Origin of the sequence: Amycolatopsis echigonensis (assembly GCF_002846615.1) — a bacterium.
Classification (GTDB): Bacteria; Actinomycetota; Actinomycetes; order Mycobacteriales; family Pseudonocardiaceae; genus Amycolatopsis; species Amycolatopsis echigonensis.
In genome coordinates, this window is sequence record NZ_PJMY01000003.1 from 7088075 (window position 1) to 7113277 (window position 25203).

At 69.3% G+C, this 25203-nt stretch carries 20 protein-coding genes; 9 read left to right on the forward strand and 11 right to left on the reverse strand.

Annotated features, from left to right (window positions below; translation table 11 throughout):
- Positions 1 to 35: 35 nt before the first annotated feature.
- Positions 36 to 1646 carry an amidohydrolase gene (locus ATK30_RS38540; RefSeq protein WP_208637532.1) on the reverse strand — a complete coding sequence of 537 codons (1611 nt, stop codon included), beginning with the start codon at positions 1644 to 1646 and terminating at the stop codon, positions 36 to 38.
- Between the two features lie 247 nt (positions 1647 to 1893).
- Between ATK30_RS38540 and ATK30_RS38545 the strand changes: the two genes are divergently transcribed.
- Positions 1894 to 2802 carry a hypothetical protein gene (locus ATK30_RS38545; RefSeq protein WP_101439645.1) on the forward strand — a complete coding sequence of 303 codons (909 nt, stop codon included), beginning with the start codon at positions 1894 to 1896 and terminating at the stop codon, positions 2800 to 2802.
- 126 nt (positions 2803 to 2928) lie between these two features.
- Here the strand turns inward: ATK30_RS38545 and ATK30_RS38550 are convergent, their stop codons facing one another.
- Both ATK30_RS38550 and ATK30_RS38555 read right to left on the reverse strand, forming a co-directional pair.
- Positions 2929 to 4365, reverse strand: a complete 1437-nt coding sequence (locus ATK30_RS38550) for an amino acid permease (RefSeq protein WP_101439646.1) — start codon at positions 4363 to 4365, stop codon at positions 2929 to 2931.
- Positions 4366 to 4551: 186 nt separating this feature from the next.
- Positions 4552 to 5424, reverse strand: coding sequence for a LysR family transcriptional regulator (locus ATK30_RS38555; protein WP_101439647.1), 873 nt, complete (start codon positions 5422 to 5424; stop codon positions 4552 to 4554).
- 105 nt (positions 5425 to 5529) lie between these two features.
- Between ATK30_RS38555 and ATK30_RS38560 the strand changes: the two genes are divergently transcribed.
- Positions 5530 to 6531, forward strand: coding sequence for an amidohydrolase family protein (locus tag ATK30_RS38560; protein ID WP_101439648.1), 1002 nt, complete (start codon positions 5530 to 5532; stop codon positions 6529 to 6531).
- 197 nt (positions 6532 to 6728) lie between these two features.
- Here the strand turns inward: ATK30_RS38560 and ATK30_RS38565 are convergent, their stop codons facing one another.
- Positions 6729 to 7715 (reverse strand): ArsR/SmtB family transcription factor, encoded by a 987-nt coding sequence (locus ATK30_RS38565; RefSeq protein ID WP_183123168.1) that lies wholly within the window; start codon positions 7713 to 7715, stop codon positions 6729 to 6731.
- Positions 7716 to 8024: 309 nt separating this feature from the next.
- Positions 8025 to 9434 carry an FAD-dependent monooxygenase gene (locus ATK30_RS38570; protein ID WP_101439649.1) on the reverse strand — a complete coding sequence of 470 codons (1410 nt, stop codon included), beginning with the start codon at positions 9432 to 9434 and terminating at the stop codon, positions 8025 to 8027.
- A gap of 274 nt (positions 9435 to 9708) precedes the next feature.
- Between ATK30_RS38570 and ATK30_RS38575 the strand changes: the two genes are divergently transcribed.
- Positions 9709 to 10923 carry an MFS transporter gene (locus tag ATK30_RS38575; protein WP_101439650.1) on the forward strand — a complete coding sequence of 405 codons (1215 nt, stop codon included), beginning with the start codon at positions 9709 to 9711 and terminating at the stop codon, positions 10921 to 10923.
- A 472-nt stretch (positions 10924 to 11395) separates the two neighbouring features.
- Here ATK30_RS38575 and ATK30_RS38580 read toward each other — a convergent pair whose 3' ends face one another.
- The gene (locus ATK30_RS38580) at positions 11396 to 12466 is read right to left on the reverse strand and encodes a S1 family peptidase (RefSeq protein ID WP_244194853.1); all 1071 of its coding nucleotides are present in this window, start codon (positions 12464 to 12466) and stop codon (positions 11396 to 11398) included.
- 434 nt (positions 12467 to 12900) lie between these two features.
- Here ATK30_RS38580 and ATK30_RS38585 point away from each other — a divergent pair, with 434 nt between their 5' ends.
- Positions 12901 to 13596 carry a S1 family peptidase gene (locus tag ATK30_RS38585; protein WP_208637533.1) on the forward strand — a complete coding sequence of 232 codons (696 nt, stop codon included), beginning with the start codon at positions 12901 to 12903 and terminating at the stop codon, positions 13594 to 13596.
- A 37-nt stretch (positions 13597 to 13633) separates the two neighbouring features.
- Complete coding sequence (locus tag ATK30_RS38590) at positions 13634 to 14170, forward strand: snapalysin family zinc-dependent metalloprotease (protein ID WP_101439653.1); 537 nt, start codon at positions 13634 to 13636, stop codon at positions 14168 to 14170.
- A 52-nt stretch (positions 14171 to 14222) separates the two neighbouring features.
- Here ATK30_RS38590 and ATK30_RS38595 read toward each other — a convergent pair whose 3' ends face one another.
- The 4 genes from ATK30_RS38595 to ATK30_RS38610 are packed head-to-tail and all read right to left on the reverse strand — an operon-like array spanning position 14223 to position 19044.
- Entirely contained in the window at positions 14223 to 15617 is a 1395-nt protein-coding gene (locus ATK30_RS38595) for a family 2B encapsulin nanocompartment shell protein (protein ID WP_101441295.1), read from the reverse strand.
- Positions 15614 to 17029: a family 2B encapsulin nanocompartment shell protein gene (locus tag ATK30_RS38600; RefSeq protein WP_101439654.1), complete on the reverse strand. Its 1416-nt coding sequence runs from the start codon at positions 17027 to 17029 to the stop codon at positions 15614 to 15616. The genes ATK30_RS38595 and ATK30_RS38600 overlap by 4 nt, the downstream gene beginning before the upstream one ends.
- A gap of 51 nt (positions 17030 to 17080) precedes the next feature.
- The gene (locus ATK30_RS38605) at positions 17081 to 18178 is read right to left on the reverse strand and encodes a family 2 encapsulin nanocompartment cargo protein terpene cyclase (RefSeq protein WP_101439655.1); all 1098 of its coding nucleotides are present in this window, start codon (positions 18176 to 18178) and stop codon (positions 17081 to 17083) included.
- Between the two features lie 14 nt (positions 18179 to 18192).
- A complete protein-coding gene (locus tag ATK30_RS38610) occupies positions 18193 to 19044 on the reverse strand; it encodes a geranyl diphosphate 2-C-methyltransferase (RefSeq protein ID WP_101439656.1) in 852 nt (283 codons plus the stop codon).
- A gap of 886 nt (positions 19045 to 19930) precedes the next feature.
- Between ATK30_RS38610 and ATK30_RS38615 the strand changes: the two genes are divergently transcribed.
- Together ATK30_RS38615 and ATK30_RS38620 are read left to right on the forward strand one after the other, a co-directional pair.
- Positions 19931 to 21205, forward strand: coding sequence for an IS701 family transposase (locus ATK30_RS38615; protein WP_101433821.1), 1275 nt, complete (start codon positions 19931 to 19933; stop codon positions 21203 to 21205).
- Between the two features lie 134 nt (positions 21206 to 21339).
- Entirely contained in the window at positions 21340 to 21723 is a 384-nt protein-coding gene (locus tag ATK30_RS38620; protein ID WP_101439657.1) for a hypothetical protein, read from the forward strand.
- A 469-nt stretch (positions 21724 to 22192) separates the two neighbouring features.
- Here ATK30_RS38620 and ATK30_RS38625 read toward each other — a convergent pair whose 3' ends face one another.
- Complete coding sequence (locus tag ATK30_RS38625) at positions 22193 to 22612, reverse strand: hypothetical protein (RefSeq protein WP_101439658.1); 420 nt, start codon at positions 22610 to 22612, stop codon at positions 22193 to 22195.
- Positions 22613 to 22819: 207 nt separating this feature from the next.
- Here ATK30_RS38625 and ATK30_RS38630 point away from each other — a divergent pair, with 207 nt between their 5' ends.
- Together ATK30_RS38630 and ATK30_RS38635 are read left to right on the forward strand one after the other, a co-directional pair.
- Positions 22820 to 23533, forward strand: a complete 714-nt coding sequence (locus ATK30_RS38630) for an HAD family hydrolase (RefSeq protein ID WP_101439659.1) — start codon at positions 22820 to 22822, stop codon at positions 23531 to 23533.
- 737 nt (positions 23534 to 24270) lie between these two features.
- Positions 24271 to 25113 carry an IclR family transcriptional regulator gene (locus tag ATK30_RS38635; protein ID WP_143271474.1) on the forward strand — a complete coding sequence of 281 codons (843 nt, stop codon included), beginning with the start codon at positions 24271 to 24273 and terminating at the stop codon, positions 25111 to 25113.
- The last annotated feature ends 90 nt before the right edge of the window (positions 25114 to 25203 follow it).

The window sequence follows — 25203 nt, forward strand, 5'->3', positions numbered from 1 at the left end:
AAGGGGCCCTTCACGGACCGCCCGCGACTCAACCGCTACGCCGACCAGACCCGTTCCCCGCCGACCCACGTTTCCCGTACCCGCACCCGATCCAGCGTTTCCGGATCGGTCTCGAACGGATCCTCCGCCAGCACCGCGAAATCGGCCAGGAAACCCGGCGCGAGCTGCCCCTTGGTCGTCTCCTCGCCCGACGCGTAAGCCGATCCCGTCGTGTACACGCCCAGCGCCGCCTTGACGCTGATCCGCTGCGAAGGCCCGAACAACTCCCCGTCCGGAGCCCGGCGCGTCACGCAACTGCGCAGCGCGTACAGCGGCGGGAACGGCCCGCACGGATGGTCGGACGAACCGGCGACGGCGACCCCGGCGTCGAGCATCGACCGGTGGGCGAACATCCGCTCGACGCGCTCCGCCCCGTAGTACTGGGTCAGCTTGTCGCCGTGCGCGGCGGCGTAGTTCGCGAACGGCACCGCGACCATGCCGTGGTCGCGCATCCGCTTCAGGATCTCGTCGTCGATGATCGAACAGTGTTCGATGCGGTGTCGCGGATCCTGCCTGGGCTTGGCGGCCTGCGCCTGGTCGACGGCGTCCAGGACACGACGGATCGCGCGGTCGCCGTTGGCGTGCACGCAGACTCGCCATCCGGCGTCGTGCACGTGCCGCACCGTATCGGCCAGTTCGGCGGCGCTGACGCGCTCCAAGCCGTAGCTGTCGGTGCCTTCGATGGGCTGTTCGACCAGACAGGTCCCGCCGTTGACGGCACCGTCGGCGAAAGTCTTGACCCCACCTAGGCGCAACCGCGTTTCCGGGGTGATCGGCTCTTCCGGGAGGGCGCGGAAGTAGTCGAAGTGGTCGTAGGCGGCCAGCGCGTTCACCCGGAGCGTGAGCTGGTTCTGGTCGGCAAGATGGCGGAGCACCTGCCATTCGGTGCGGCCGACCAGGGCGTCGCCGACCGAGGTGATGCCCGCCGCGTGCAGGTCGGCGGCGTGCCGGGTGAAGGCGGCGGCCAGGACCTCGGTGGGCGGGTCCCGCACGATCGTCGGGCGCGGGGTGAAGGCGGGAAAAGCCAGGTCGTAAAGGGCTTGGTCGTGGATGACGCCGTCGAGGCGCCCGGCGGCGTCCCGGCCCAGGTGACCGCCGGGCGGCGGCTCGCTGGAGTCGGTGAGGCCGGCGAGGGCGAGGCCGGGGGAGTTGAGGACGCCGGCGTGCAGTGTCACGTGCACGACCAGGACGGGGTGGTCCGGGCAGGCTTCGTCCAGTTCGGCGCGGGTGAGTTCGCGGCCGCCGTTGCTGCGGAACGAGTCGTAGCCGCAGCCGATGACCCATTCGCCGGACGGCGTCGCGGCGGCTCGCTCGCGCAGGGCCGCGGCGAGGTCGGCGGTCGAGCGGATCCGGGACGGCGAGAGGTCGACCTGCAAGGATTGCGCGGCGACGACCGTCGGGTGCTGGTGGGCGTCGTTGAAACCCGGGATGACAGTGGCGTCGCCGAAATCGTGCACTTCGGCCGAGGGGAACTCGCCGCGCAGGTCGGCGACGGTGCCGTGCGCGACGACCCGTTCGCCGCGCATCGCGAACGCCGGAGGTTCGGCGCCGGTCATGGTCACGATCCGCCGGGCGGTGACGATCTGCGCGGATTCCGGTGCGGACACGGGGTTGCCTCCAGGTTCGACGGCTGGCCGGGCGGCACTGTGTCCACAAAGGACGGTGTGGCTGCAGTGCCGCACCGCCGAGTCTAGGGGCGGCGGGGACCTGGCCGCATCGTCGAAGCGGGTTGCGGCAATCGGGTGATCTCGGTCCCACCCGGGTGAACTCCGGAATGAGAATCGGCCGTGCGGCGGTGTATACGCTGGAAGCACAGGGCACCAGGCCCGGCTCCCGCGGCGGCAGGAGGCTCGCATGTCCGGCATCGGTGCGGCGCGGGCCGCGCTCAGGGCCGCGGCGCAGCCGTGGGAGATCCAGGTCGGCCGCGACCTCGCCGACCGGCTCGACACCAAACCGCCCTCCCGCTGGTCCCGTCCGGGCGCGGCGGCGGAGGACCTCGCGGATCTGGTCGGCCCGGGCGAGGTGGTCCTGGCCCCGTCGGCGACCCGTCCGTCGGACGACGGCGTGGTGTGGACTCCGGAGCAGGCGCTGGGCGCGGGCGCCCGCGGGGTGGCGCTGTGGGTCGACGACCTGCCGTACCCGCGCATCGTCGGCGCGATCCCGTACCCGGAGCTGATCGCGGTCGAGCACGCGATGACCGGGAAGCATGCGTGCCTGGTGCTAACCGGTGTCCGGACGACTCTGGTTTTCCGCTACCGCTCGTGGGCGTGGCCCGCGGTGGCCGACCTCGTGACGCACGTGCGGTCGCGCGCGCACCGGCCCGGCGCGGCGGAACCAGCCCACGCGGGCCCGCCGTCGCTCGGCTGGGACCGGCTCCCGGCTTCGCCGCTGGTGGCCCTCGGACATCACCGGCACGCGCGCTACCTCGGCGCGGAACCGGAACTGCCGCGGCGCTGGCTGTGGCAGCAATCCCGCCCGGCCGCCTTCGTCGTGCTGACGCGGCAGGAACTGGTCGTGGTCCAGCATGTCCTGGGCCGGCGGCCGTTGACGCACGGGGTGCAGCTGCTGGCGGTGGCCCGCAACCGGATCACCGGCCTTGCCCGGCGGGGCGACCGGCTGCGCATCGCCGCCTCGGGGCGCCGGTACGAGGTGGACCTCGGCGCCGAACTGGCGGACGAAGCGCGGTCGAGGTTCGGGCCGATGCTGCGCGCGGACGGGCGGCGAGTGGTGCGGAGGGCGTCGAAGGCCGCTCCGCAGGCGTGACCGGCGCGGAACGCCTACTCCGGCGCGTGGTCTTCTGGTACGCAAGCGGGCTATGCGCGGCAACCGACCTATTTCGACTTCTCGATCTCGCGGCGCTCGCTGAGCGGCCGACCGGCAGGAGCTTCCTCAGCTCTCCTTCGCGGCAGTCTTCCGCAGTTTCCGGCGCACGAGCGGCCAGAACGCCGCGATCACGGCGAGCGACACGAGGCTCGTCCACACCTGGGTGCGGGCGGAGTCGTCGGTCAGCAGCATGACCACGATGATCCCCACGACGCCGGCGACCGTCAGGATGCCGAGCCACGGATGCAGCCACATCTTGAGCTTGAGCCCGGCGCGTTCCTCCGGCGTCATGGTGTGCCGCATCCGCATCTGGGTGAACGCGATGAACGAGTACACGAACAGCGCGACCAGACCGGCGGAGTTCATGATGAAGTCGAAGATGCCGGAGTCCGGTGCGACGAAGTTGACGAGGACCGCGACATACCCGCCGATCGTGCACGCGGCGACCGCCACCACCGGCACGCCGGACTTGTTCTTCCTCGCCACCACGCGCGGGGCGAGCCGTTTTTCGGCGAGCGCGGAGAACATCCGCCCGGCGGAATAGAGTCCGGAATTGAGCACCGAACACGCGGCGGTGAGCACGACGGCGTTCATCACCAGACCGGCGCCCGGCAGTCCGAACAACGTGAAGGCGTGCGCGAACGGGCCCTCCTGTTTGGGATTCGGCAGCTGGTTCCACGGGACGATGGTGACGATCAGCAGGACCCCGCCGACGAAGAAGAGCAGGATCCGCCAGATCACCGTGACGACGGCCTGCCGCACGCCCTTGGCCGGGTCCTCCGATTCGGCCGCGGCCATCACCGCGATCTCGGTGCCGAAATAGGAGAAGATCACGATCGCGACGCCGCTGAGCACCGGCCACCAGCCGTTCGGCGCGAACCCGCCGTGCTGCCAGAGGTTCGGGATCGAGAAGCTCGCCTTCGGCCAGAGCCCGAACGCGAACAGCGTGCCGACCGCGAGGAACACGATGATCGCGGCGACCTTGATGCTCGCCAGCCAGTACTCGACCTCGCCGAACGACCGCGCGGACACCAGGTTCGTGGTGGTGAAGAAAAGCAGCAGCACCACCGAAAACACCCACTGCGGCACGTCCGGGAACCAGCCGCCGAGCACCGACCCGCCGACGACCGCCTCGAACGCGATCACGCCGATCCAGTAGTACCAGTACAGCCAGCCGACGAGATACCCCGCCCACTCGCCGAGCCCGACCCGGGCGTACTCCATGAACGACCCGATCGCCGGACGCGCCGCGGCCATCTCGCCGAGCATCCGCATCGCGAGGAAGACGAGCAGCCCGCCGATCAGATAGGAAATGACCGCCGCCGGCCCGACGGCGCGCACGACGTTCCCCGAACCGACGAAAAGGCTCGCCCCGATGATCCCGCCGAGGGCGATCATCGTGATGTGCCGGGAACGCAGCTTCTTGGGATCGGCGGCCGCTCCGCCTGGGCTGTCCGCGCTTCCCTGGCTTCCCTGGCCCTGCTCGGTCATCCGGTCAGCCATCGATCGCTCTTCCTCTCGCTCGGCCGTTCCGCCCCGTCCGACAACGATGTCGGAACCGGCCGCGGAGCCAGGCCGCGGCCGCCGGGTCCGTCGAGGTTAGGGGCGGGAAGGGGCGGATGCCGGGCGGGGCGTAGTCGATCATCCGAATGGAGCAGCGATCTTGCTTGCCCGGTGCGGTTTTCCGGTTCACGTGCAGGTGCGGACGAAGACGGCGACGGCGGGTGCGGGTTCGATGCTGCGGTAGAGCAAGTGGAAGTCGGTGGTGAGCCCGGGTTCGGTCAGCGGGCGGTACACGACGTCCGGCACCCCGGCCTGCTCGACGCCCGCCGGGACGACCGCCAGACCCGCCTTCGCGGCGACCAGCGCGAGCACGCTCAGCGTGCTGTCGGCGCGAAACCGAGCCGGCGAACCCGGCAGATTCGGCCGGTGGCCAAGCAATCCCCGGGGCGCGAGATCGTCGTCTCCGGTGATGTACTCGACCAGTTCCTCGCCCGCGATCTGCTCGGCGGTGAGCATCCGGTGACCGGCCAGCCGGTGCCCGGCGGGCAGTGCGACCAGGAACGACACCGAACTGGCCGGGGTCGAGGCCAGGCGGGGTTCGTCGGCCGGGGCCGGGAGCGCGCTGAAACCGACGTCCAGTTCGCCCGCGAGGATCGCGGCGCGCTGCGCCTGCGGCCCGGCTTCCCGGAGTTCGATCCGGACGAGCGGGCGTGCCTGGTGGAACTCGCCGATCAGGCCGGTGAGGAGACCGCCGAAGACCGCGGCGCCCGCCACTCCGATTCGCACGCTTCCGGTGTCCCCGCGGATGGCTGACCGCGCGGTGTCCCGTGCTCGTTCGGCCTGGGCCAGCACCTGCCGGGCCTCGATCAGGAACGCTTCGCCCGCCGGGGTCAGCCGGGGCCGCCCGCCGCGGTCGAACAGCGGTCCGCCGAGTTCGTGTTCGAGGTCGCGGATCTGCATGCTCAACGTGGGCTGGACGACGTGCAGCCGCCGCGCGGCCGCGCTGAACCCGCCCTCCTCGGCGACCGCGACGAAGTAGCGCAGGTGCCGCAGTTCCATCCCGGCTCCTATCAGCAGTACTGATCGTTGGATCAGAAACGATGCCTTGAGCCTATCGCTGCCCGGGGCCACTGTGGAGGTGCAGACCCACGAAGAGGAGCAGCGATGCGGATTGTCACGCTCGAGGAACACTGGTCCGATCCGGCGGTGACCGCTGCCGGTATGCCGAGCATGCTCGACCACGTGCCCGGCTACGCGGCTGCGTTCGACCAGAGCACCGGAATGCCCTACCCGCAACGCCCGGAACTGCTGGAGGACCTCGGTTCCGCCCGGATCGCCGACATGGACCGCAACGGCATCACCACCCAGGTCCTCTCTCTGATCAACACCTTTCTGCCCGCGGACGTCGCGCCGGAACTGACCGCCTCGGCCAACGACGCCATGTTCGAGGCGGTCAAGGCGTTTCCTGGCCGGTTCGCCGCGTTCGCCGCCCTCCCGACGGCCGTGCCCGGCGCCGCTGCCGGCGAATTGCGCCGGTGTGTCCGCGAACTGGGCTTCGTCGGCACCATGATCATGGGGCGCACCGACGACGAATTCCTCGACCAGCCGCGCTTCGATCCGATCCTGCGCGCCGCGAGCGACCTGTCCGTGCCGATCTACCTGCACCCGGGCCCGCCGCCGGCACCGGTGAGCGACGCCAACTACGCCGCCGGGCTGTCGCCCGCGGTGTCGGGGGCCATGCGGCTCGCCGCGTGGGGGTGGCACCAGGAAACGGCCGTGCACTTCCTGCACCTGGTGCTCACCGGGGTGCTCGACCGCTACCCGGAACTGCAGTTCGTCCTCGGCCACTGGGGCGAGTTCGTCCCGTTCTACCTCGACCGGCTGGACGAGACGATGCCGCGGCGGATGACCGGGCTCGACCGGACCTTCCGCGAATACTTCCGCGACAACGTGTTCATCACTCCCAGCGGCATGTTCAGCCAAGCCCAGCTGCGGTACTGCGTGGACACCGTCGGCGCCGACCGGATCATCCATTCCGTGGATTTCCCGATGCTGAGCAACGAGGGCGCCGCGGCGTTCCTCACCGAATCGCATCTTTCCGCCGAGGACCAGGAAAAGATCGCCCACGGCAATGCCGACCGGCTGCTGGGCCTGACCGCGGTGTGACTCAGGTTTGATCGCGGGTCAGTCCGGCGGCCCGGGGCTGGGTTGTCGTCCTCACCGGCTTGTGGACTCGGTCAGCTGAGGATCGCTCGGTCATTTCGACGGAACTTTCGTCCTTTGTGGACGGTCAGAAGGGCCGCGCCGCTTGAGTTCCGGCATGGGAATCAGTGCCCCTCGGAGATATCTCGTCAGCGGGCGGATCAGCTCGGCGAGTCGGGACGGAGGAGGCGGATTCCTTGTGCGGTGGTGCGGTAGAGGACCGCGCGGCCGGACCGTCGTCCGGCGACCAGGCCGCTGTCGCGCAGGACCCGGAGGTGTTGCGAAACCGCGCTCGGCGAAACGTCCAGGGCTTCGGCGAGGTCGGTGGTCGTGGCGGGGGAGCGCAGCGTCTCCAGCAGTTCGGCGCGACGTCGGCCCAGGAGGCGGACCGCGTGTTCGACCGGGCGGCGCTCCGCGACGGTCCACAATGCACCGCTGCCTCGGGCCGGGTAGCGGATCGTGGTCTGGGTGGTGGTGTGCAGCTTGATCATCACCCACGGCGGGCCCAGCACGACCGGGGAGAGCACCAGCCCGCCGGCGGGCCGCCCGGGCGAGCGACGGTGATCGCCGTCGAGGGTGAGGCGGCCGTCCTGCCAGTTCATTCCGGGGTGCAGGTCGGCGAACAGGTGGCCGGCGCCGCCGTCGGCCCATTGTTTGGCGCGGTAGGCGATGTCGGCGTCGAGGACGGCGCGTAACCGGCTCCAGTGCGGGGCGATCAGACGGTCGTGCGCCTGACGGAGTTCGGCGGCGACGGCGCGGAGCCCGGCCTCGGGGTCGGCGGCGAGCGCCCGGGCCGGTGCGGGGAGGCGGTCGCCGAACACGCCGCGCAGGCTGCGCCGGATCTCGCTCGCGGTGGTCCGGCACATCGCGGCGAGCGCCTCGTCGATCGTGCTCGCCGCGCGGGCCGGGGCGGGCAGCAGGAACTGCGGCCAGCTGGTCCGGCCGGTGACGAGCAACGGCCAGGTCCACGACAGGTCCACCGGACGGACGGCGAGTTCGTGCTCGGCCCAGCGGGTCCAGCGTCCGTGGCGCGTCCGGCCCCAGCATCCGGCCAGGGTCTGCAGGCCGGAGACGGTTTCGGACAGCGGCGAGACGGCGAGCCTGGTGCCGGCCAGGTCGCTGGTGCTCAGTCGGAGGGTCAGCGGCACCTCGCGATTATGCGGCAGCGGACGGGGGTCTAGGGAGTTGGCGGGCTTGCCGGAGGGGCGGATGGCGGCTGCTTGCCTTCGTCGGACGCGGGTGCGGGCTGGTCGTGAATCAAGTCGAACGCTTTTTGCCGCAAGGAAAACGGGCGACCATCGGCACCGCGTCCCGCGGCTGATCACTCCTCCGGTGCCTGGTGCGCAGCGGATGGGGGCGGTGGAAGCGGCGGGCAGGCCAGACGAGTGGTTGCCGTGGTTATGAGCCTGTTGTGCGGCGGGGAGCGGCCTTCCGCGGGGCGAGGTGGTGGTTCTCGCTCACGCGGGCCCGCCGAACCACCGGGCGAGGTGACGGTTCAGCTCCTGCTGGTCCTCGCCGATCCAGGCGACGTATCCGTCCGGGCGGAGCAGGAGTGCCGGAGCGTCCAGGGCCGCGGCGGAGTCCGGGAGGAGGTCGACCCGGTCTGCCCAGCCCGCGACGTTCAGCCGTTCGGTGCGGTCGAGCACCAGGCCGCGGCCCTGGTGCAGGCGGTCGTAGAGGCGGCCCTGCCTCAGGTCGAGGTCGGGCAGACGGCGGCCGAGCAGGTCGGGGCCTTCGCCGAAGTCGTAGCGGAGGTCGATCGCGGTGATTTTCCCGATCAGGCGGCGGTTGACCTCGTCGATGTCCATCAGTTCGGCGAGCAGCCCGCGCACCGCTCGCGGTCCCGCTTCAGTGGAGGACAGCTCCATTTGGGCACGGGTGTTGTCGAGGACGTCCGCCGCGACCGGGCGGCGTTCGGTCTGATAAGTGTCGAGCAAGGTGTCCGGGGCCCAGCCTCGAACTTGCGCGGCCAGCTTCCAGCCGAGGTTGAACGCGTCCTGAACGCCCAGGTTGAGGCCCTGCCCGCCGGTGGGCGGGTGGATGTGCGCGGCGTCGCCGGCCAGCAGCACCCGGTCGACCCGGTACCGTTCGGCCAGCCGGGTGGCGTCGCCGAAGCGCGACAGCCAGCGCGGGGAGTGCACGCCGAAATCGGTTCCGGCGACGGCGCGCAGCCGTTCTTGGAAGTCCTCGAGCACGGGCGGTTCGGCGCTGATCCCCGCGGCCGGGACGACGACGCGATAGACCCCTTCTTCGACCGGCCCCAGCATGAAGCGCTTGTTGGTGGCGCGGACCTCGGCCACCTTCGCCGCGATCTCTTCTTGCGGCGCGGTCGCGGCCATTTCGCCCATCAGGGTCTCGGTCCGCGAGGGTTCGCCGGGGAAGCCGACGCCGAGCAGTTTGCGCACTGTGCTGCGCGCGCCGTCGCAGCCGACGAGGTACTTCGACCGCACCCGTTCGCCGTCGGTCAGCTCGACGGTCACTCCGTCTTCGTCCTGCTCGAAGCCGGCGACCGCGCAGCCGTGCCGGACCTGGGCGCCCAGCCCGATCGCGTGGTCCTCGAGCATCCGGACGACGACCGGCTGCGGGATGCCCAGCAGGTACGCCGAATCGAGCTCCTTGGGCGCGGGTTTGGCGATGCCCGCGAAGATGCCGCCGACCGGACGCTGTCGTCCGCGTTCGAGGATGCGCGGCAGCAGCCCCCGCATCGCGAGCAGTTCGAGGCTGCGGATATGCAGGCTGACGATGCGGGCGAGCGGGACAGGCTCGGTTTCCTTTTCGAGGACGAGCACCTGCACGCCGTGGAGCCGGAGCTCAGCCGCCAGCGTCGCGCCGGTCGGGCCGCATCCGGCGATGATTACGTCGATCATGAAGCATCCGTTCGGTCGGCTGCGGCGCGTGTGGCGGCCGTTGCGGGCTTGGCCGCCTGCCCCACCGCGGTGAGTCGGGCCGCGACGGCAGGGGACGCGTCGGACTGGTTCCGGATGTGCGCAGGACTGGGCATCGGCCGATCAGTCTGCGGCACCCGGCACGGTGCGGCAAGCGAAATACCGGACAGCTCGGCCACGACCCTGGCGAAACCTTCGATGTAGCTCCAGTCTACATGGTAGCGAACACCTGTTCGAGTCGGGAACGCTTCCGGGCATGAAACGACGCGACGCCAAACTCCCGGCCGCGTACTGGCGGTTGTGGTGGGCATCGGCGGTGGACAACGTGGGCGACGGGGTCTTCTCGGCCGCTGTGCCCCTGCTGACCGTCACCCTCACCCGTGATCCGGTGCTGGTCTCGGTCGTCTCGGCGGCGACCTACCTTCCGTGGCTGCTGCTCTCCTTGCCCGCGGGCGCGGTCGTGGACCGGCGCGACCGGGTCGGTCTGCTGTGGCGGTCGCAGGCTCTTCAGGCGGCGATCGTCGCGGCGGCGGCGGTGCTGATCGGGCTGGGGCGGATCGACATCGCGGCGCTGGCGCTCATGGGATTCGGGCTCAGCGCGTGCGAGGTCGTGTTCGCCAACGCGTCGCTCGCGGTCTTGCCGGACCTCGTTTCCGAGACGCACCTGCACCGGGCGAACGGCAGTCAATACGCGATCGCCAACGCTGGGCAGTTGTTCGTCGGGCCGCCGATCGGCAGCCTGCTCTTCGCCGTGGCGGCGGCTTTGCCGTTCGGGGTGGACGCCACCTCGTTCGTGGTGTCCGCCGCATTGCTCGCGACGCTGCCTCGTCGTCCGTTGCCGCAGATCGCGCACCCGCCGATTCGGGTCGCGGTGGCGGAAGGGGTGCGCTGGCTCGGGCGGCACCGGCTGTTGCGCACGTTGGCCGGGCTCCTGGCAGTGAACACGTTCTGCTATCAGCTCGGCAACGTCACGGTCGTGCTGCTCGCGACGCAGACCCTGCATGTCAGCGAGCGCGGTTACGGCGTGCTGCTCGCGGGGGCCGCGGTCGGCAGTGTGCTCGGTGGGATGGTCAACGCGCGGGTCGTGGCGAAAATCGGGGCGCTGCGGGCGTTGCTGACCGCGTTGATCGCCAACGTGGTGATCTTCGTGCTCATCGGCGCCAGTCCGAACGCGGTCGTTCTTGGGCTCCTGCTGGGGTTGAACGGATTCGCCACCACGCTGTGGAGCGTCGTCACGGTCAGCCTGCGGCAGCAGGCGGTGCCGACGGAACTGCGCGGGCGGGTGCACAGCGTCTACCGGATGCTGGGCTGGGGATTGATGCCGCTGGGATCGCTGGCCGGCGGGCTGGTCGCGGACGCGTTCGGCATCCGGGCGGCGTATCCGGTGGCTGGTGCGGTGCGGGGGATCGCGTTGGCCGCCGCGCTGCCCGTGCTTCTTTCCGCGATGCGCGCCAGGAGGTCCGCGGAGTGACCCGGAATGACTGTCCTTAGTGGACACAAGGGCGGGCCGCGCCGGATGCGGGCACTGCCGCGGATGTCATCTACCCCCGGTTGGACGTCGCCGTGGAGCAACGTGTGCTGGTGAATCTGCTGGGTCGCGCACCGCGCGGTCTTTCTCGGCCTAGGGCGCGAACGGGCGGCGCTCATCGCGTCGCTGGCGTTCGACGCGTCCTGGGAACCGAGACCGGCCATGATCGACGGCTTCGGTGCGTGCGGCCCCGGCGGTCATTGCGGGTGACAGTGTTGGGCGTGGTCGGTCTGAATCTGTTCTTTTCCGCTTGGCGGCGACATTGCGCCCGGGCCTCGCGGCGCGGCGGGAATCGGTCCGTGAAGGGCTCGTTGAGGGAGTCTGAATCCGGGAAGGGGCCCCTCGCGATCCGAGGATCCGTGAGGGGCCCCTTCACCGCTGCGGGATGGCGAAATGGACCGCGGAACGCGGGGATTTACGGCAGAACCAGCCCGTAAGCGCTCAATGCGGCGGGAACCGGCTGGAAGAACGTTTCTCCGCCGGACGTGCAGTCTCCGCTGCCGCCCGAGGTGAGGCCCAGTGCGGTGGATCCGTCGAACAGCGAGCCGCCGCTGTCGCCGGGTTCTGCGCAGACTGTGGTGTCGATCAGGCCGTTCACTGCGCCTTCCTGGTAGTTCACCGTGGCGTTGAGCGCGGTGACCTGGCCGTCGTGCACGCCGGTCGTCGAGCCGCTGCGGGTGACGGTTTCGCCGACGGTGGCGTCGCCCGCGGCGGTGATCTGCTGGCCGGTGTTGATGGCGCTCGGGGCGTCGACGCCGGCGTCGTAGGTGGCGTACGAGTAGTCAGTGCCGGGGAAGTCAGCGGCGGACGTGGTGGCGATGTGCTGCGAGTTGCTCTGGTCGGCCCACCAGTCGTTGGTGGCGACGCCGCAGTGGCCGGCGGTCAGGATCGCGGCCTGGCCGCTCGAGGTGTGCACGTTGAAGCCCAGCGAGCAGCGCAGTCCCTGGCCCCAGATCGCGTCGCCGCCGCTGATCAACGGGCGCAGTTTGCCTTTCGTCCGGGCGAAACGGGCTTTGTCGCCGAAGCGGTGCACGGCGTTGGTCACCTGGGAGAGTTTGGCGCCGGTGACCGTCGAATCGGCGGTGACGAGGACCTGTCCGGTCCGCGGGTCGACGCGCCAGGCGGTGCCGGGGACGCTGGCCGTGCGGGCCAGTTCCGCGGTGACGGCTTTCAGTTGGGACGCGCGGTATTTCACGAACTTCGGCGTCGCGCCGGCCGCGCGGACCTGGTCGGCGGCGGCCTGGTCGGTGACGGTGACTGTCAGCCGCGAACCGGACTGGTCGTAGAACGAGCCGACGGTGCGGTCGCCGAGCGATTTCGCGAGGCTGGCGGACACGGCGGTCGCGGCTCGCGCGTTCAGCGGCGCCGTCGAGGGCTGGGCAGCCGCGACGCCCGAGGCGGCGAAAACTGATCCAGCGGCCAGAACCGCCGCGGCGAAGGCGATACCGCCGCGCCCGCCGTGTCTTTGACTGAGTGCTGAGATCATGCACATCTCCGTTTCTTGCGAATAGGACGATGGCGCGCCGCGGTCAGCGAATGCGGGCGCAATTCGCAGTTTAGGGACGCCGGTCGCCCTCCTATACCCACGAAAGTCGCGAATCCCGTTCGGTTTCGCTGTTCAGCGGCGACTTCCGTCCGCTGAACGGAAGTCGTTCTCCCGCACCGGATCCGTTGGCTGCCAGGTGAACCGTGCGGACGCTCATTCCGCGTTCGGTTCATCCCGGTAATCGAAGTTCGTGCCGCCTCGCACGGTTCCCCGTCCGGACGTGTCCCTCCTTTCGACGGTGTTCGGACTCCGGCGGCCCTGGGACTCTGTGGTTTCCGTCGCGGGCCCGGCGCCCGCGAAGCCGTCCCGGCCGTATCCCCGGCCGAACTCCCCTCCCGCGATTCGCGGGATTGGCTGCTATGGAAGGGAAAGCGATGCGGAAAACAATGCTGGTGCTGATGGGCGCGGCCGCCCTGCTGTTCGGGGCCGCCGCACCGGCGGTCGCGGCGCAGCCGGCCATCATCGGCGGCAGCGACGCCACCGAAACCTACTCGTTCATGGTGTCCCTGGACAACGGCTGCGGCGGAAGTCTCGTCGCGCCCCAGTGGATCATCACCGCGCACCACTGCGGTGAGGCCTCGCAGGCGCGGATCGGGTCCACCGACATCAACTCGGGCGAGGTCGGCCAGATCGACAACGTGATCACCAACCCGGGCACCGATCTCACCATGATGCACCTGAGCCAGCCCGCGCAGTCCGCACCGGTCGCGATGGCGCAGAGCAACCCGGCTCCGGGAACGAGCGCGCGGCTGCTCGGCTGGGGATGCACGAGCTGGCCGAACTGCCAAACGCCGCAAACCCTGCAGCAGATCGATCTTCAGGTGCTCGACAGCAGCGCGTGCGCGGAGGGCGGCGGCGGTGCGGGCGACGTCTGCATCTCCGGCGACTACGCGCATTCGGCGTGCCACGGCGATTCGGGCGGCCCGGCGATCGTCGGCACCACCGGGAACTGGACGCTGGTAGGCGAAACCCACGGCCCCGGCGACAACGGCGGCGAATGCGCGACCACCACCCTCTACACCGGCATCGCCCAGTACCAGTCGTGGATCCAGCAGCAGATCGGAAGCTGACCCCTGTCCGGAAAACCTCGCGCGGAGAGGAAAAACCATGATCCTGCAACGCTTTGGGCGACTGGCCGCGGGCGCTGCCGTCGCGTTGACGCTGCCGCTGACCGGAGCCGGCACGGCGTCGGCCGCACCGCTGGACGCGGTCGAGCTGTACTACGACGCCAGCGGTTTGCCCGACTATCAGGCCGAGGCCACCCAGGCCGCGGCGAACTGGAACAGTTCGGTGCACAACGTGCACCTCAACAGCGGCGGCGCCGCGACCATCATCATGCACGAAACCACCGGCGGCGGTTCCTACACGCAGACCGACGGGCACGGGACCGGAGACATCTACATCGACACCCAGCAGGTCGCCGAGGGCAACGACCCGACGCGGATCATCGCCCACGAGATCGGCCACAACCTCGGCCTGCCCGACCACTACGAGGGTCCCTGCTCGGAGCTGATGTCCGGCCACGGCCCGGGGATCACGTGCAAGAACGCGATGCCCGACGCTCAGGAAGCCGCACAGGTGGACGCGAACTTCGCCAACGGCTTCGCGACGGTTCGCTTGCCTGACAAGCACATCTATCGTTGAGACGCCGACGTTCGCCGGAAGCGCACGGCTTCCGGCGAACGTCGGGCGTCGCTCACGCGCGGGCGACCTCGACGTGGTCGAGGATCCCGAGCGCGTCCGGCACGAGAACCGCGACGGAGTGATAGGCACTGACCACATAGGACGACACAGCGCGGTCGTTGATGCCCATGAACCGAACATTCAGCCCCGGCCGGTATTCGTCGGCGAGGGATTTCGGCCGCAATCCGATGACGCCCGCGTCGTCCTCCCCGGTGCGCATCGCGAGCACCGAGGTGGTGCCCGCCTCGGTGACCGGGATTTTGTCGCACGGCAGGATCGGGACCCCGCGCCACGCGGTGACGCGTTTCCCGTCCACCACGACCGGCTCCGGATAAATGCCCGCCTTCGTGCATTCGCGGCCGATCGCGGCGATGGCCCGCGGATGCGCGAGGAACAAGCGCGTTTTGCGCCGTCGGGAGAGCAGTTCGTCCAGATCGCCCGGCGTCGGAGGACCGGTGCGCGTGGTGATCCGGGATTTGAGATCGGCATTGTGCAGCAGGCCGAAATCCGGGTTGTTGACCAGCTCGTGTTCCTGCCGTTCCCGCAGCGCTTCCACGGTGAGCCGCAATTGCTGCTCGAACTGGTTCATCGGGTCGTTGTACAGATCGGTGACGCGGTTGTGCACCCGCAGGACCGTTTGCGCCACCGCGAGGTCGTACTCGCGCGGCGAGGGTTCGTAGTCGACGTACGTTCCGGCGATGACCGGTTCGCCGTCGTGGCCCGCGGACAGTTCGATGTTCGCTTCGCCCTTGCGGTTCTGTGGTTTCCGCGGCCGGGAAGCGGCCTGCGCGACGTGCGCGCGCAGGGAATCGATCCTGCCGTTGAGCCGGGCGTACGAGCCGGCGGGCAGCACGAGCGCGACCACCCTGGTCGCGGCGCGCGCGGTGAAACCCCAGGTGGCGTCGTCCCGGGAGAGGAGTTCGCCGCCGAAATGATCGCCGTCCGTGGAGGTGCCCAGGTGAGTTTCCGCGCAGTAGTGCCCCTGGGCGTGCCGGGTGACCTTGCCGTGCACGACGAGCACGAGCTGGTCCAGGGGTTCGCCGGCGGTGACGAGCGTGCTGCCCTTCTCGTACTCGCGCTGTTCGAATGCGTCGGCCAGCGCGCCGAGCGCCGCTTCGTCGGAGAACCCGCGCAGCAGTTCGATTTCGGTGAGTTCCAGAGGGACGGCCTGGACCCGCGTTCCGGTCTGGAAGAAACTCACTTTGCCGTCGCCGACGGTGTAGGTGAGCCGCCGGTTGACCCGGTAGCTGCCGCCGGGCACCTCGACCCACGGCAGCTGCGACAGCAGCCACCGCGGGGTGATCGAGCGCATCTGGGGCAGCGATTTGGTGGTCGTGGCGAGGGTGCGGGCCGCCCTGACTCCGAGGGAAAGCTGCTCCTGTTGTTCCGTGACCGGCACCGGGCTCAGCCCTCCCGGCCGATTTCGGCGGCTTCCAGCACGGCGAGCGCGTCGGGCACGAGGACGGCGGCGGAATAGTAGGCCGACACCAGGTAGGACAGGATGGCCTGCTCGTTGATGCCCATGAACCGCACGTTGAGGCCGGGCTGGTATTCGTCGGGCAGTCCGGTCTGGTGCAGCCCGACGACGCCCTGGGATTCCTCGCCGGTCCGCATCAGCAGCACCGAGCTGGTGCGGGTCTCGGTGACCGGGATCTTGTTGCACGGCAGGATCGGCACCCCGCGCCACGAGGGCACCTGGTGGCCGCCGAGGTCGACCGAACCGGGGTAGATCCCGGCCTTGCTGCATTCCCGTCCGAACGCGGCGATCGTCTTCGGGTGCGCGAGGAAGAACGCGGGGTCCTTCCACACCAGCGAGAGCAGCTCGTCGAAATCGTCCGGCGTCGGCGGGCCGGTGCGGGTGGGCACCCGCTGGTCGAAGTCGGCGTTGTTCAGCAGGCCGAAATCGGGGTTGTTGACCAGCTCGTGCTCTTGCCGTTCCCGCAGCGCCTCGACGGTGAGCCGCAACTGCTGCTCGGTCTGGTTCATCGGCTCGCTGTAGAGGTCGGCGACCCGGCTGTGGACCCGAAGCACGGTCTGCGCGACGCTCAGCTCGTACTCGCGCGGGGAAGTGTCGTAGTCGACGAAGGTTCCCGGCAGCCGCGGTTCGCCGTCGTGCCCGGCGGCGAGAGCGATCTCGGCCTCGCCGTGTTCGTTGCGGGCCGTGTCTCCGCTCGCGACGAAGGCGTCCAGATGCGCGCGCAGCGTTTCCGAGCGGTTCAGCACTCCTTCGAACTCCTGGCGCGACAACGTCAGCACGGTCGCGGAGGTGACGGCCTTGGCGGTGAACTCCCAGATCCCGTCCGGAGTGGTGAGCACGTTTTCGCCGAAGTAACTGCCGTCCAGAAGCGTGCCGAGCACGGTCTGGTCGCCGAAGTGCCCGACACCCGCTTTCGTGATCTTGCCGTGTGCGACGAGGAACACCTGGTCGGCGGGGCTGCCGAACTCGGCCAGCACGTCGCCCGGCTGGTATTCCCGCTGCTGGAACCTCCCGGCGAGCTCCTCCAGCACCGCCTCGTCGTCGAATCCGCGCAGCGGGGCGAGCTCCCCGAGCTCGGGCGGGATGACCCGGCACTCGGAGCCGCTCGTCACGAAGGTGACCCGGCCGTCGCCGACGGTGTAGCTGAGCCGCCGGTTGACGCGGTACGTGCCCGCCGAGACCTCGACCCACGGCAGCACCTTCAGCAGCCACCGCGAGCTGATGCTCTGCATCTGCGGCACGGACTTCGTGGTCGTGGCCAGTTGGCGCGCCGCCGCGCGGCCTAGGCTCGAGGGTTCCTGGTCTTCCACGTCCGCGGAGTCGACCGGATCGGTGACAGTCACAGCGAAACCACCTTGTCTTCGGTTGCGAAGCCTGGCATCAGGGGTCTGGGATCAGGATCGGTAGCGAGGGTTCGTCGCGTGCCATTCGAAGCCGCCGCCCATCCAGTCGCGGACGCCGGCGAGGAAGCGCTGCAGTTCCGGCGACGGGATCGCGAGCAGGGCGCGATGGCCCTCCTCGAACTCGCGCACGATCCGGTTGTGCAGCGCGACCGTGGTCTCGACCGCCTCGGAGACCGGGCAGTTCCGGTCGGCGGCGATCTGGAGCACCATGTTGCAGACCGGGTTCTCGTCGGCCGCGTCCTTGGCCACCGAATGGAGGTCGTTGACCAGGACCGTCGCGGTGCCCGCGCGCATCATCGCCTCCCGCACGCGCGGGTCGTAATAGAACGGCGCGGGCAGTTCGTACGCGCCGACGGCGTCGATGAGGGTCATCGAGGTGTAGAAGCTGTCGTGCTGGCGGGCCGCCAGGTACTCCCACGCCGGGGGATAGCGGCCGGTGTGGCGCCACGCGGCGTAGGCGTCCCAGCTGACGAACATCGCGAAGGTCGAGTAGCAGACCCGCTGGACCAGCACCGGCGAACCGTGCCTGCCGAGATGGTCGACCGCCGAGCGGAACCCGACCCGGATCGGATCCGCCCGCAGCGCCTCTTCCAGCGGCGCGGAGAACTCGCCGGCGGGCGCGACCGGGTCCATCGCGGCCATGACCAACGCCAGCCGCGGCGGGAGTTCGGTCGGCGAGGCGCCGAGGGAACTGTCGTCGGCGTAGTAGTCGTCGGCCGCCCACCACACCGCGTTGAGCTGCGCGGCGAGCAGCAGCCGGTCGGGATCGTCGCAGTCGGGGTGGGCGAGCATCACGAGCCTGCCGAACGTGGCGCGCGCGATCTGGTCCAGTCCCTCGCCCTCGAACCCGCAGCCCTGCGCCCACGCGACGAGCCGCCGGTTCACTTCTTCGGCGAGCGGCTCGTCCACCCGCCGCACGACCGGGCAGTACAGCGGCGACGCGCTGCCGTCACCCCATTCCCGCTCCGCGTACGCCGGGTCCTGCCCGCGCGGCGGCGCGAACTGCTCCGCGATCCGCGCCGCCGAGGTCCCGAGCCCGACCGGGCCCGCCCACGCGAAGTCCGGGCGGACCGCTGCGATTCCGGACATGTCTTCCCTCCCGCTCAGACGCGGTCGGCGGCGATGAGCAGGTAGTGGAAGCTGCCCTCGCGATAGGCGGTCAGGAACGGCTTTTCGATGCCGGTCGCGACGGAGGACTGCTCGCGCAGCTCCCAGTACGGGATCGTCGCCTCGGTCAGGTCCACCACGTTGATCGGGACGAATCCGTTGGCGGCGAGCGCTTTGAAATAGTCGCCGCGCGCGTGGATATTGCAGATGTAATGCTGGTCGATCTGGCTCACCGCACGCGAACGCCCGCCGGTCAGATCGTTGTAGCATCCGGTGATGGTCACGAATCGCCCGCCCGGGGCGAGCTGCCGCGCGTGTTCGGCGAAGAGCTCGTGCAGGTCGACGTACATCGTGCTTTCGTTGTTCCAGATCCCGGCGAAATCGCCGCTTTCGAATCCGGTGTCGAGCATGTTGCGGAGATGGAATCGCACCGCGCCGTCGATTCCGCGCAGCCGGGCCTGTTCATTGGCGAAATCGACCTGCTGCTCGGAAATGGAGATGCCGTCCACCCGGCAGCCGAACCGCTGGTGCGCTTGCACGCTCGTGCCGCCGCGCCCGCATCCGGCGTCGAGCAGCCGGGCCGTAGGACCGATGTCTCCGAGGTGCCGCAGCAAAAACTGCGACTGCGCCGTCTCCAGGCGGTGCATCTCGGCGATGATCGCCTTGTCGCGCTCGTCCCCGCGTCCGTCCAGGACGGACGGATCGTAGTCGCCGATGCCGTAGTGGTGGTGGTAAAGCCCGTCGACGTCGCCGAGGCGCAGGTTGACCGGATCCTTTTCGGCATTCCAGTAGTCGGCGACCGACTGCTGATACGCGGTGCGGGCAACCGGACGGGCAACAGACGTCATCATGTACTCCCTTTTCGGAACGCGATTTCCGGTCGGCGCGCGGCGAACTGCGCCGGCGCGCTTCCGGCCTGGCGGAAGCGGCCGGCTTTTCTCCCTCCGGGCCCGAGGCTAGCGAGAATTCTTTTCCGCGGACAAGACGATTCGCGGTAATTCACTCGCGGGCTGGCGGGAGTCGTCCGGAGTGCCTCTTCTGGCCTAGGAAGCCGCTCCTGCGGGGTGTTCGCACGCCGGTCGCCGGGCCACGTTCGATGCCGCCGCGGACACGGGCGGATGACGGCGGGCGACAGCCTGTGGGCTGTCGTGGCAGACGGGTGACGCCTGGTGGGGCGGGCGGGGGCACCGCACCGCTGCGGGCGGGTGGCAGACGGCCGTCCAGATGCGTGGGCGGCCGAGGGCTGGGATTGGGGCGGTCGGCGAGTCTGGCGGGTGGACGGCGGTGCGCTGACGCGGTTCGGCCGGGTTGTGTCGCGCTGGTGGCGATCGAACGTGCCGGGGGCCGGTCGTGGCGGGCCGCTGGCGCGGAGCGGCGGGCTTACGCCGGGCCGTGCGGGTGGGCGCGTTGGTGCCTGGGCCGGTGGTGTCGGGTGGGTGGCAAGGCGCCGGTGCGGAGCGGCGTGTTCGCTTCCTGCCCTGAGGGTGAGTGTGCTGGTGCCGGGGTGAGTCAGCCGGGTGAATGGTGGCGTGTCGGTGTGGAGCGGCGTCCTTATGTCCTGCTGTCAGGGTGGGTGTTAGTACTCCAGCTGTAGTTCGTGATCTTGCTGGAGGGGTCGTGTGAGACGGGTGCGGCCGCCACGTGATCATGGTGTTTGTGAGGACAACTCAAGATCATGTGGCGGCCGCGGCTGCCAGCGTAGACCCTGCGCGATGGCAGTCGTTGCTGGGTGAGATGTTCGTGCGGATCGGGCGGCGGTTCGTGCGGGTGGAGTCGCGTCGGCGGGCCGGGCGGTTCGTGCAGGGTCTGTTGTCCGGGCTGGCGCGGGTGAACTGCTGGACCATTGCTGAGCAGGTCGGAGACCGGACCCCGGACGGGATGCAGAACCTGCTCTCGCGCGCGACATGGGACGCGGACGGGGTCCGCGACGACCTGCGCGAGGTCGTGGTCGAGCACCTGGGTGTCGAGGACGCGATGCTGGTCATCGACGAGACCGGTGACCTGAAGAAGGGCGTCGAGTCGGTCGGGGTGCAGCGGCAATACACCGGCACCGCGGGACGGATCGAGAACTCGCAGATGTCGGTGTTCCTGGTGTATTCCACCCCGGCCGGGCACACGTTCATCGACCGCGAGCTCTACCTGCCCGAAAGCTGGGCAGAGGACCAGGCCCGGCGGGACCGGGCCGGAGTGCCCGCGCAGACCCTGTTCACCACGAAATCCCGGCTGGCCTTGGCGATGATCGCTCGTGCGCTGGAGGCGGGAGTCCGGGTGGGGTGGGTGACCGGGGACGAGGCCTACGGCAAAGACGCCGCCGGCCTGCGCGATCCGCTCGAGGCCCGCGAACAGGCCTATGTGCTGGCCGTGGCCTGCGACCACCGCGTTCCCGGTCCGGGCGAGGAGAGCGTGCGGGCCGACGAGCGCGCCGCCGCGCTGCCGAAGCGGGCCTGGCAGAAGCTCTCCGCCGGGGCCGGCGCGAAAGGCCGCCGTTACTACCTGTGGGCCCGGCTGCGGCTGCATCCGGCAGGCAAGACCGGATACCACTGGATCTTGATGCGCCGTAACCGGCGGACCGGGGAAACGGCGTTCTACCGCTGCTACAGCCCCCGCCGGGTCGCGCTGGCCGACCTCGCGCGCGTCGCCGGGCGGCGCTGGACGATCGAGGAGACCTTCCAGACCGGCAAAGAACTCACCGGCCTCGACGAACACCAGGTCCGCACTTGGACCTCCTGGTACCGCTGGACCACCCTGGTCATGTTCGCGCACGCCTTCCTCGCCATCGCCGCGGCTCAGGCTCGCAGCACACCGTCGGCCGAGGACCTGATCCCGTTGACACGCAACGAGATCAGGCACCTCTACGCCCAGCTCATCCTGCAACCAGCACGCAAGATCATCGACATCCTGGCCTGGTCCGCCTGGCGCCGACGACACCAACACCGCTCCCGCCAAAGCCACTACCAGCAGCGACACCAACAACCAGCACCCGATCACGAACTACAGCTGGAGTATTAGTGCCGGAGCTGGCGGTGCCGGGTGAGTCAGCCGGGCGGACAGCTACATCCCGATCCGGAGCGGTGAGCTTACTCCGTGCCATCAGAGCGAGTTTGCTCGTGCGGAAACCGGCGGAAGCGGAGTAAATTCGCCGGATGAACGGTGGCGCGCCGATGCGGATCGGCTGGATCTGCCTCGCGGTGGTCAGTGCGGGGATCCTCGGGTTCGGGATCGTGGTCGCGATCGTGCCGCCCGCCGGGGACGCCCTTCTCTACCGCACGGACGCGCTCGCGACCGCCGGGCTCGGGCTGTTCGGCGGGCTCATCGCGGTCGTCCCGTTCCGCGCCGGGGAGCGGTGGGCGTGGTTCGCGTTGTGGTTCTACCCGCTGTTCTGGCTGGCGCATCTCGTGTTCCGGTTGCCGCCGGGGACGGACCATGTGCATCAGGTGGTCTTCGTAGTGCTGTCGCTGGCGGGACTGCTGCTGCCGGTGCGGTCGTTCTTCCGGACCCCGGCCGAGGGACAGCACGCTCGCCGGTAGCCGGACGTGCCGCGATTCCCGGCGTGTCCACGAAAAGGCCCGCTGTGGCAGAGGATTCCGCGCGCAGGAAGCACTCCGCCGAGCGGTCGAGTCGTCGCCCTGCGTGCCGGATGGTGCTGTCTCTGGGTGGTGGTGCTCGGCGGATCCGCGGGCTGAGGTTCGTGACCTCCAGCTCGGTGGCGTCCGCGGCGGTGTTCATCTCCTCCGGACGCGGCTGGTTCCTCGTCGGCGGCTTCCTGGTAAGCGCCCTCTCCCTAGTGTCTGTCGGGGAGACCTCGATCGGGTACGTCGCGGCGCACGGTAATCGGTACAGCCCGATCGTGGTTAGGACGGCACGCTGCTGGCCGGGCGCGGCTTCCGGCGACCGTCGAGAGGCTGACTTTATCGCGCTGGCGACGAGGTCTGACGGTTGGAGGCGTCTGATGTGGACACCGAGTACCCACCGGGCTGAATGGACGGGCCCGTGCCATCAGCGCCGAATCGTGGTGAGGATCGGAGTAAGACTCTTGATCTCCTTGAGGAGGCGTGTCGCTCCGCGCCGCAGCTCCTCGTTCGCGCTGTGCGTGAGCGGCTCGCAGATCCCGACCGCCGCGTCGCGTTCGCCGGTCGAGATCCCCAAGACCTTGGAGATCGCTGAGTAGATCCAGTCCGCGTGGTTCTCATCAGCCGTCGCGAATGCTGTCGCCACCAAACTGAGGCCAAGGGCATCGAATCGCCGGAGCAACGCTTCCGTGGTCTCGTAGGTGACGCCCGTGTCTTTATTGTCCAGCACGAGTCTCACCAGCACCGGTTGAGCCTCAGCGACCTCGGCGAAGCGTGCCAAGCCCCACCCGGCGTCGATCCGGTCCTGGTAGGCCGGACTGCTCGCCAACGCGAGAAGCGATGTCACGCAGGCGTGTCTCGTTCCAGTATCCACGAGTCCACCTTCCACCGGTGGCTGCTCTGGAGCAACGGAATATACGTGACAGTGGAGTGAGTGCCGGGACATGGAACAAGCTGCTCAACCCGGACGCGCGCCGCTGTACCGTCAACCCGGATCACCTGAAGCGCACACGGAAGGGCTGTTTTTCGTGGCTGTGAAGAATCAGCGCGAATCATGAACCGCGCGACGAAATACGCCATTCTGGACTTGGACGGCCCCCTGCTTCCCGGGCACACCATGAGGCATTACGTGCACATTCTGATCGACGACGGTGCCTGCGACCGGCAAGCGGGGCTGTCCTGCCTGGAGGCCATCGGACAGCTCGCGGCCACCGAGAAAGCGCCGCCCGGGCTGATGGACGAGATCTACCGGCGGTACGCGATGAAAGGCGCGTCGGTCGAGCAGACCCGGTTCGCGGCGGAGAAAATCTGTCGGGCGAGCCGGGGGAAGCTGTTTTCCTTTGTCCCGGAACTGCTTTCGTTGCTACGGGGGAGCGGATACCGGATCTATCTGCTGTCGGGCAGTCCCGATTTCCCGGTGCAGGAGGCGGCGATCGACCTCGGGCTGACCGGCGGGCACGGTGCCGTCGTGGAGGTGGCCGACGGCAGGCTCACCGGACGTCTGTTGTCCGCCCCTGGCGCGGCCGGGGGCAAACTCGCCTTCATGCGCTGCCTCGCCGAAGCGACCGGGTTCGGCACGGAGAACTTCCTCGCGATCGGGAATTCCGCCTCGGACGCGGAGATCTTCCCGTGCGTAGGCAAGGCTGTGGCCTTCGAACCGGATGCCGAGTTAAAACGGCCTGCCGCTGGTCAGCGCTGGCAGGTCGCCGACCGGCGCTCGATCCTCCGAGTGTGCGCACGGCTGGTCGCCCGCACAGCAGCTGCGTGACGACGCTCCTCTCACGTCGAGAAGACGGTGCGCTCCTTCGCTGATTGCTCGCGCTTTGAACGGATCGTGCGGTGTGCCAGCGCAATCGCGATGGACGGCGTAGTTCGCTGATGACGTCGCGCCGGTTCTTTCGTCGTCCGAAAGTCAAGGCGCTGTTCCGCGGCCTGGAACATTGACGCGGCGGTCGCCGGAAGCGGCCTCCGCCGGTCCTCCCGTTGTTGGCACGGACAGCGCATCCTCGCCGTCGTGGGGGCCACGGCCCGGAATATTCTCGGGCCGCGACGATTCTTCGCCGGAACCTCGCAGGACGTTGCACCCCGGTTCTGCGGCGGACAAAAGCGGGGAAGAAATGGTCACAGCCCGCGACCACGACGGCGCTCGAGCGCGCGATGGCAACGCAGAGTGACCGTTCGCGGCCGCTTGCGGGGACGGACCTGTCGCGCGACGAGGCGGGCAGGCCAACGCGCTGCGCCACTGGGGCGATCTCTTTCAGTGAACGGGTGCGACCGGTTGTGCCGGACGCGGTCCTGGGCAAGCATGAAGGCGCGCGAAAGCAGGACGGCGTCGCGAAAGACGCGGGTGGCGAACAAATCGGGCGGCGGCGAGGCGCGGGCCGCCCGTGAACGGCGGAGGGCGTCGAGACCGCATGGGCAGCGGTCGCGCAGGCGCGCCGAGGCATCTGGGGACGAGGTTCCCGGCGGCTGGACGGCGCGTGCGCACGACGGACTGATGATTCGGTGGAGGTTGCGGCCGTGACTATGAGTGAGGATAACGGGCAATGGGCTTGCACGAGCGTGGTCCCGCGCAGGCCGATTCCCCGGGCGCTTTCGATCCTGAGTGCTATCCGCGATTCGGGCGGGATCGAAACTCTGAGCGAGATATCGCGGTCGACCCGGCTGCCGAAAAGCACGGTGCACCGGCTTCTCGCCGAGATGCAGGGATACGGAATGGTCGTGCGGGCGGGCTACCATTACCGGCACGGGGAAGCGGTGTGCCGGCTCGCCAGGCCCGATTCGACCCAGGAACTGCAACGGTTGCGAAGAGGCATTCTTCCGTCGCTGATCGACATCCACTGGCGCACCGGCTACCTGGTCGGCCTCGGGGTCGCCAGCGGCAATGTCGTCGATTTCGTGCATTTGATCTACAGCAGCGGCTATTGTTCGCTGGCTGAACGGATAGAAAACGATTCGCAACTGGCCGGAAGCGCGGCGGGAAGAGTGCTGATGGCGTTCGACCCGGGTCTCGCCGCGCGCTTCGCCGCGTTCGCCGGTTACCGTGGAGAGGACGAGAGCGGCAGTGGTCTTCCTGCGTGGCTGAGCACGGAACTGCGAGACATCAGGCAGCGCGAGGTGTCGTTCAACCCGCGCCTCCCCGGCGCGCTGCTCGCCGCGGCGGTGCCGGTGTTCAACGCGACCGGGACACCGGTGGCGGCGCTGAGCGTGGCCGCCCCGCGCCGGGTGTTCAATTCGCGGGAAGCGCATTCGTCCCTGCAAGCGACCCGGATGACGGCGCAGCGAATCCTCCGCGAAACGGTGGCGGCTGATGGGCGGAGCGCGAAATCCATCCGTCAGGTGGAATAGCTACGGTGTTTGAATGCGTCCGGAAGGCGGAATGGGTGTTCGGGGGATGGCGTAATTTCGCGGGGGTTCTCTCCGGTTCGATGTTCGCCG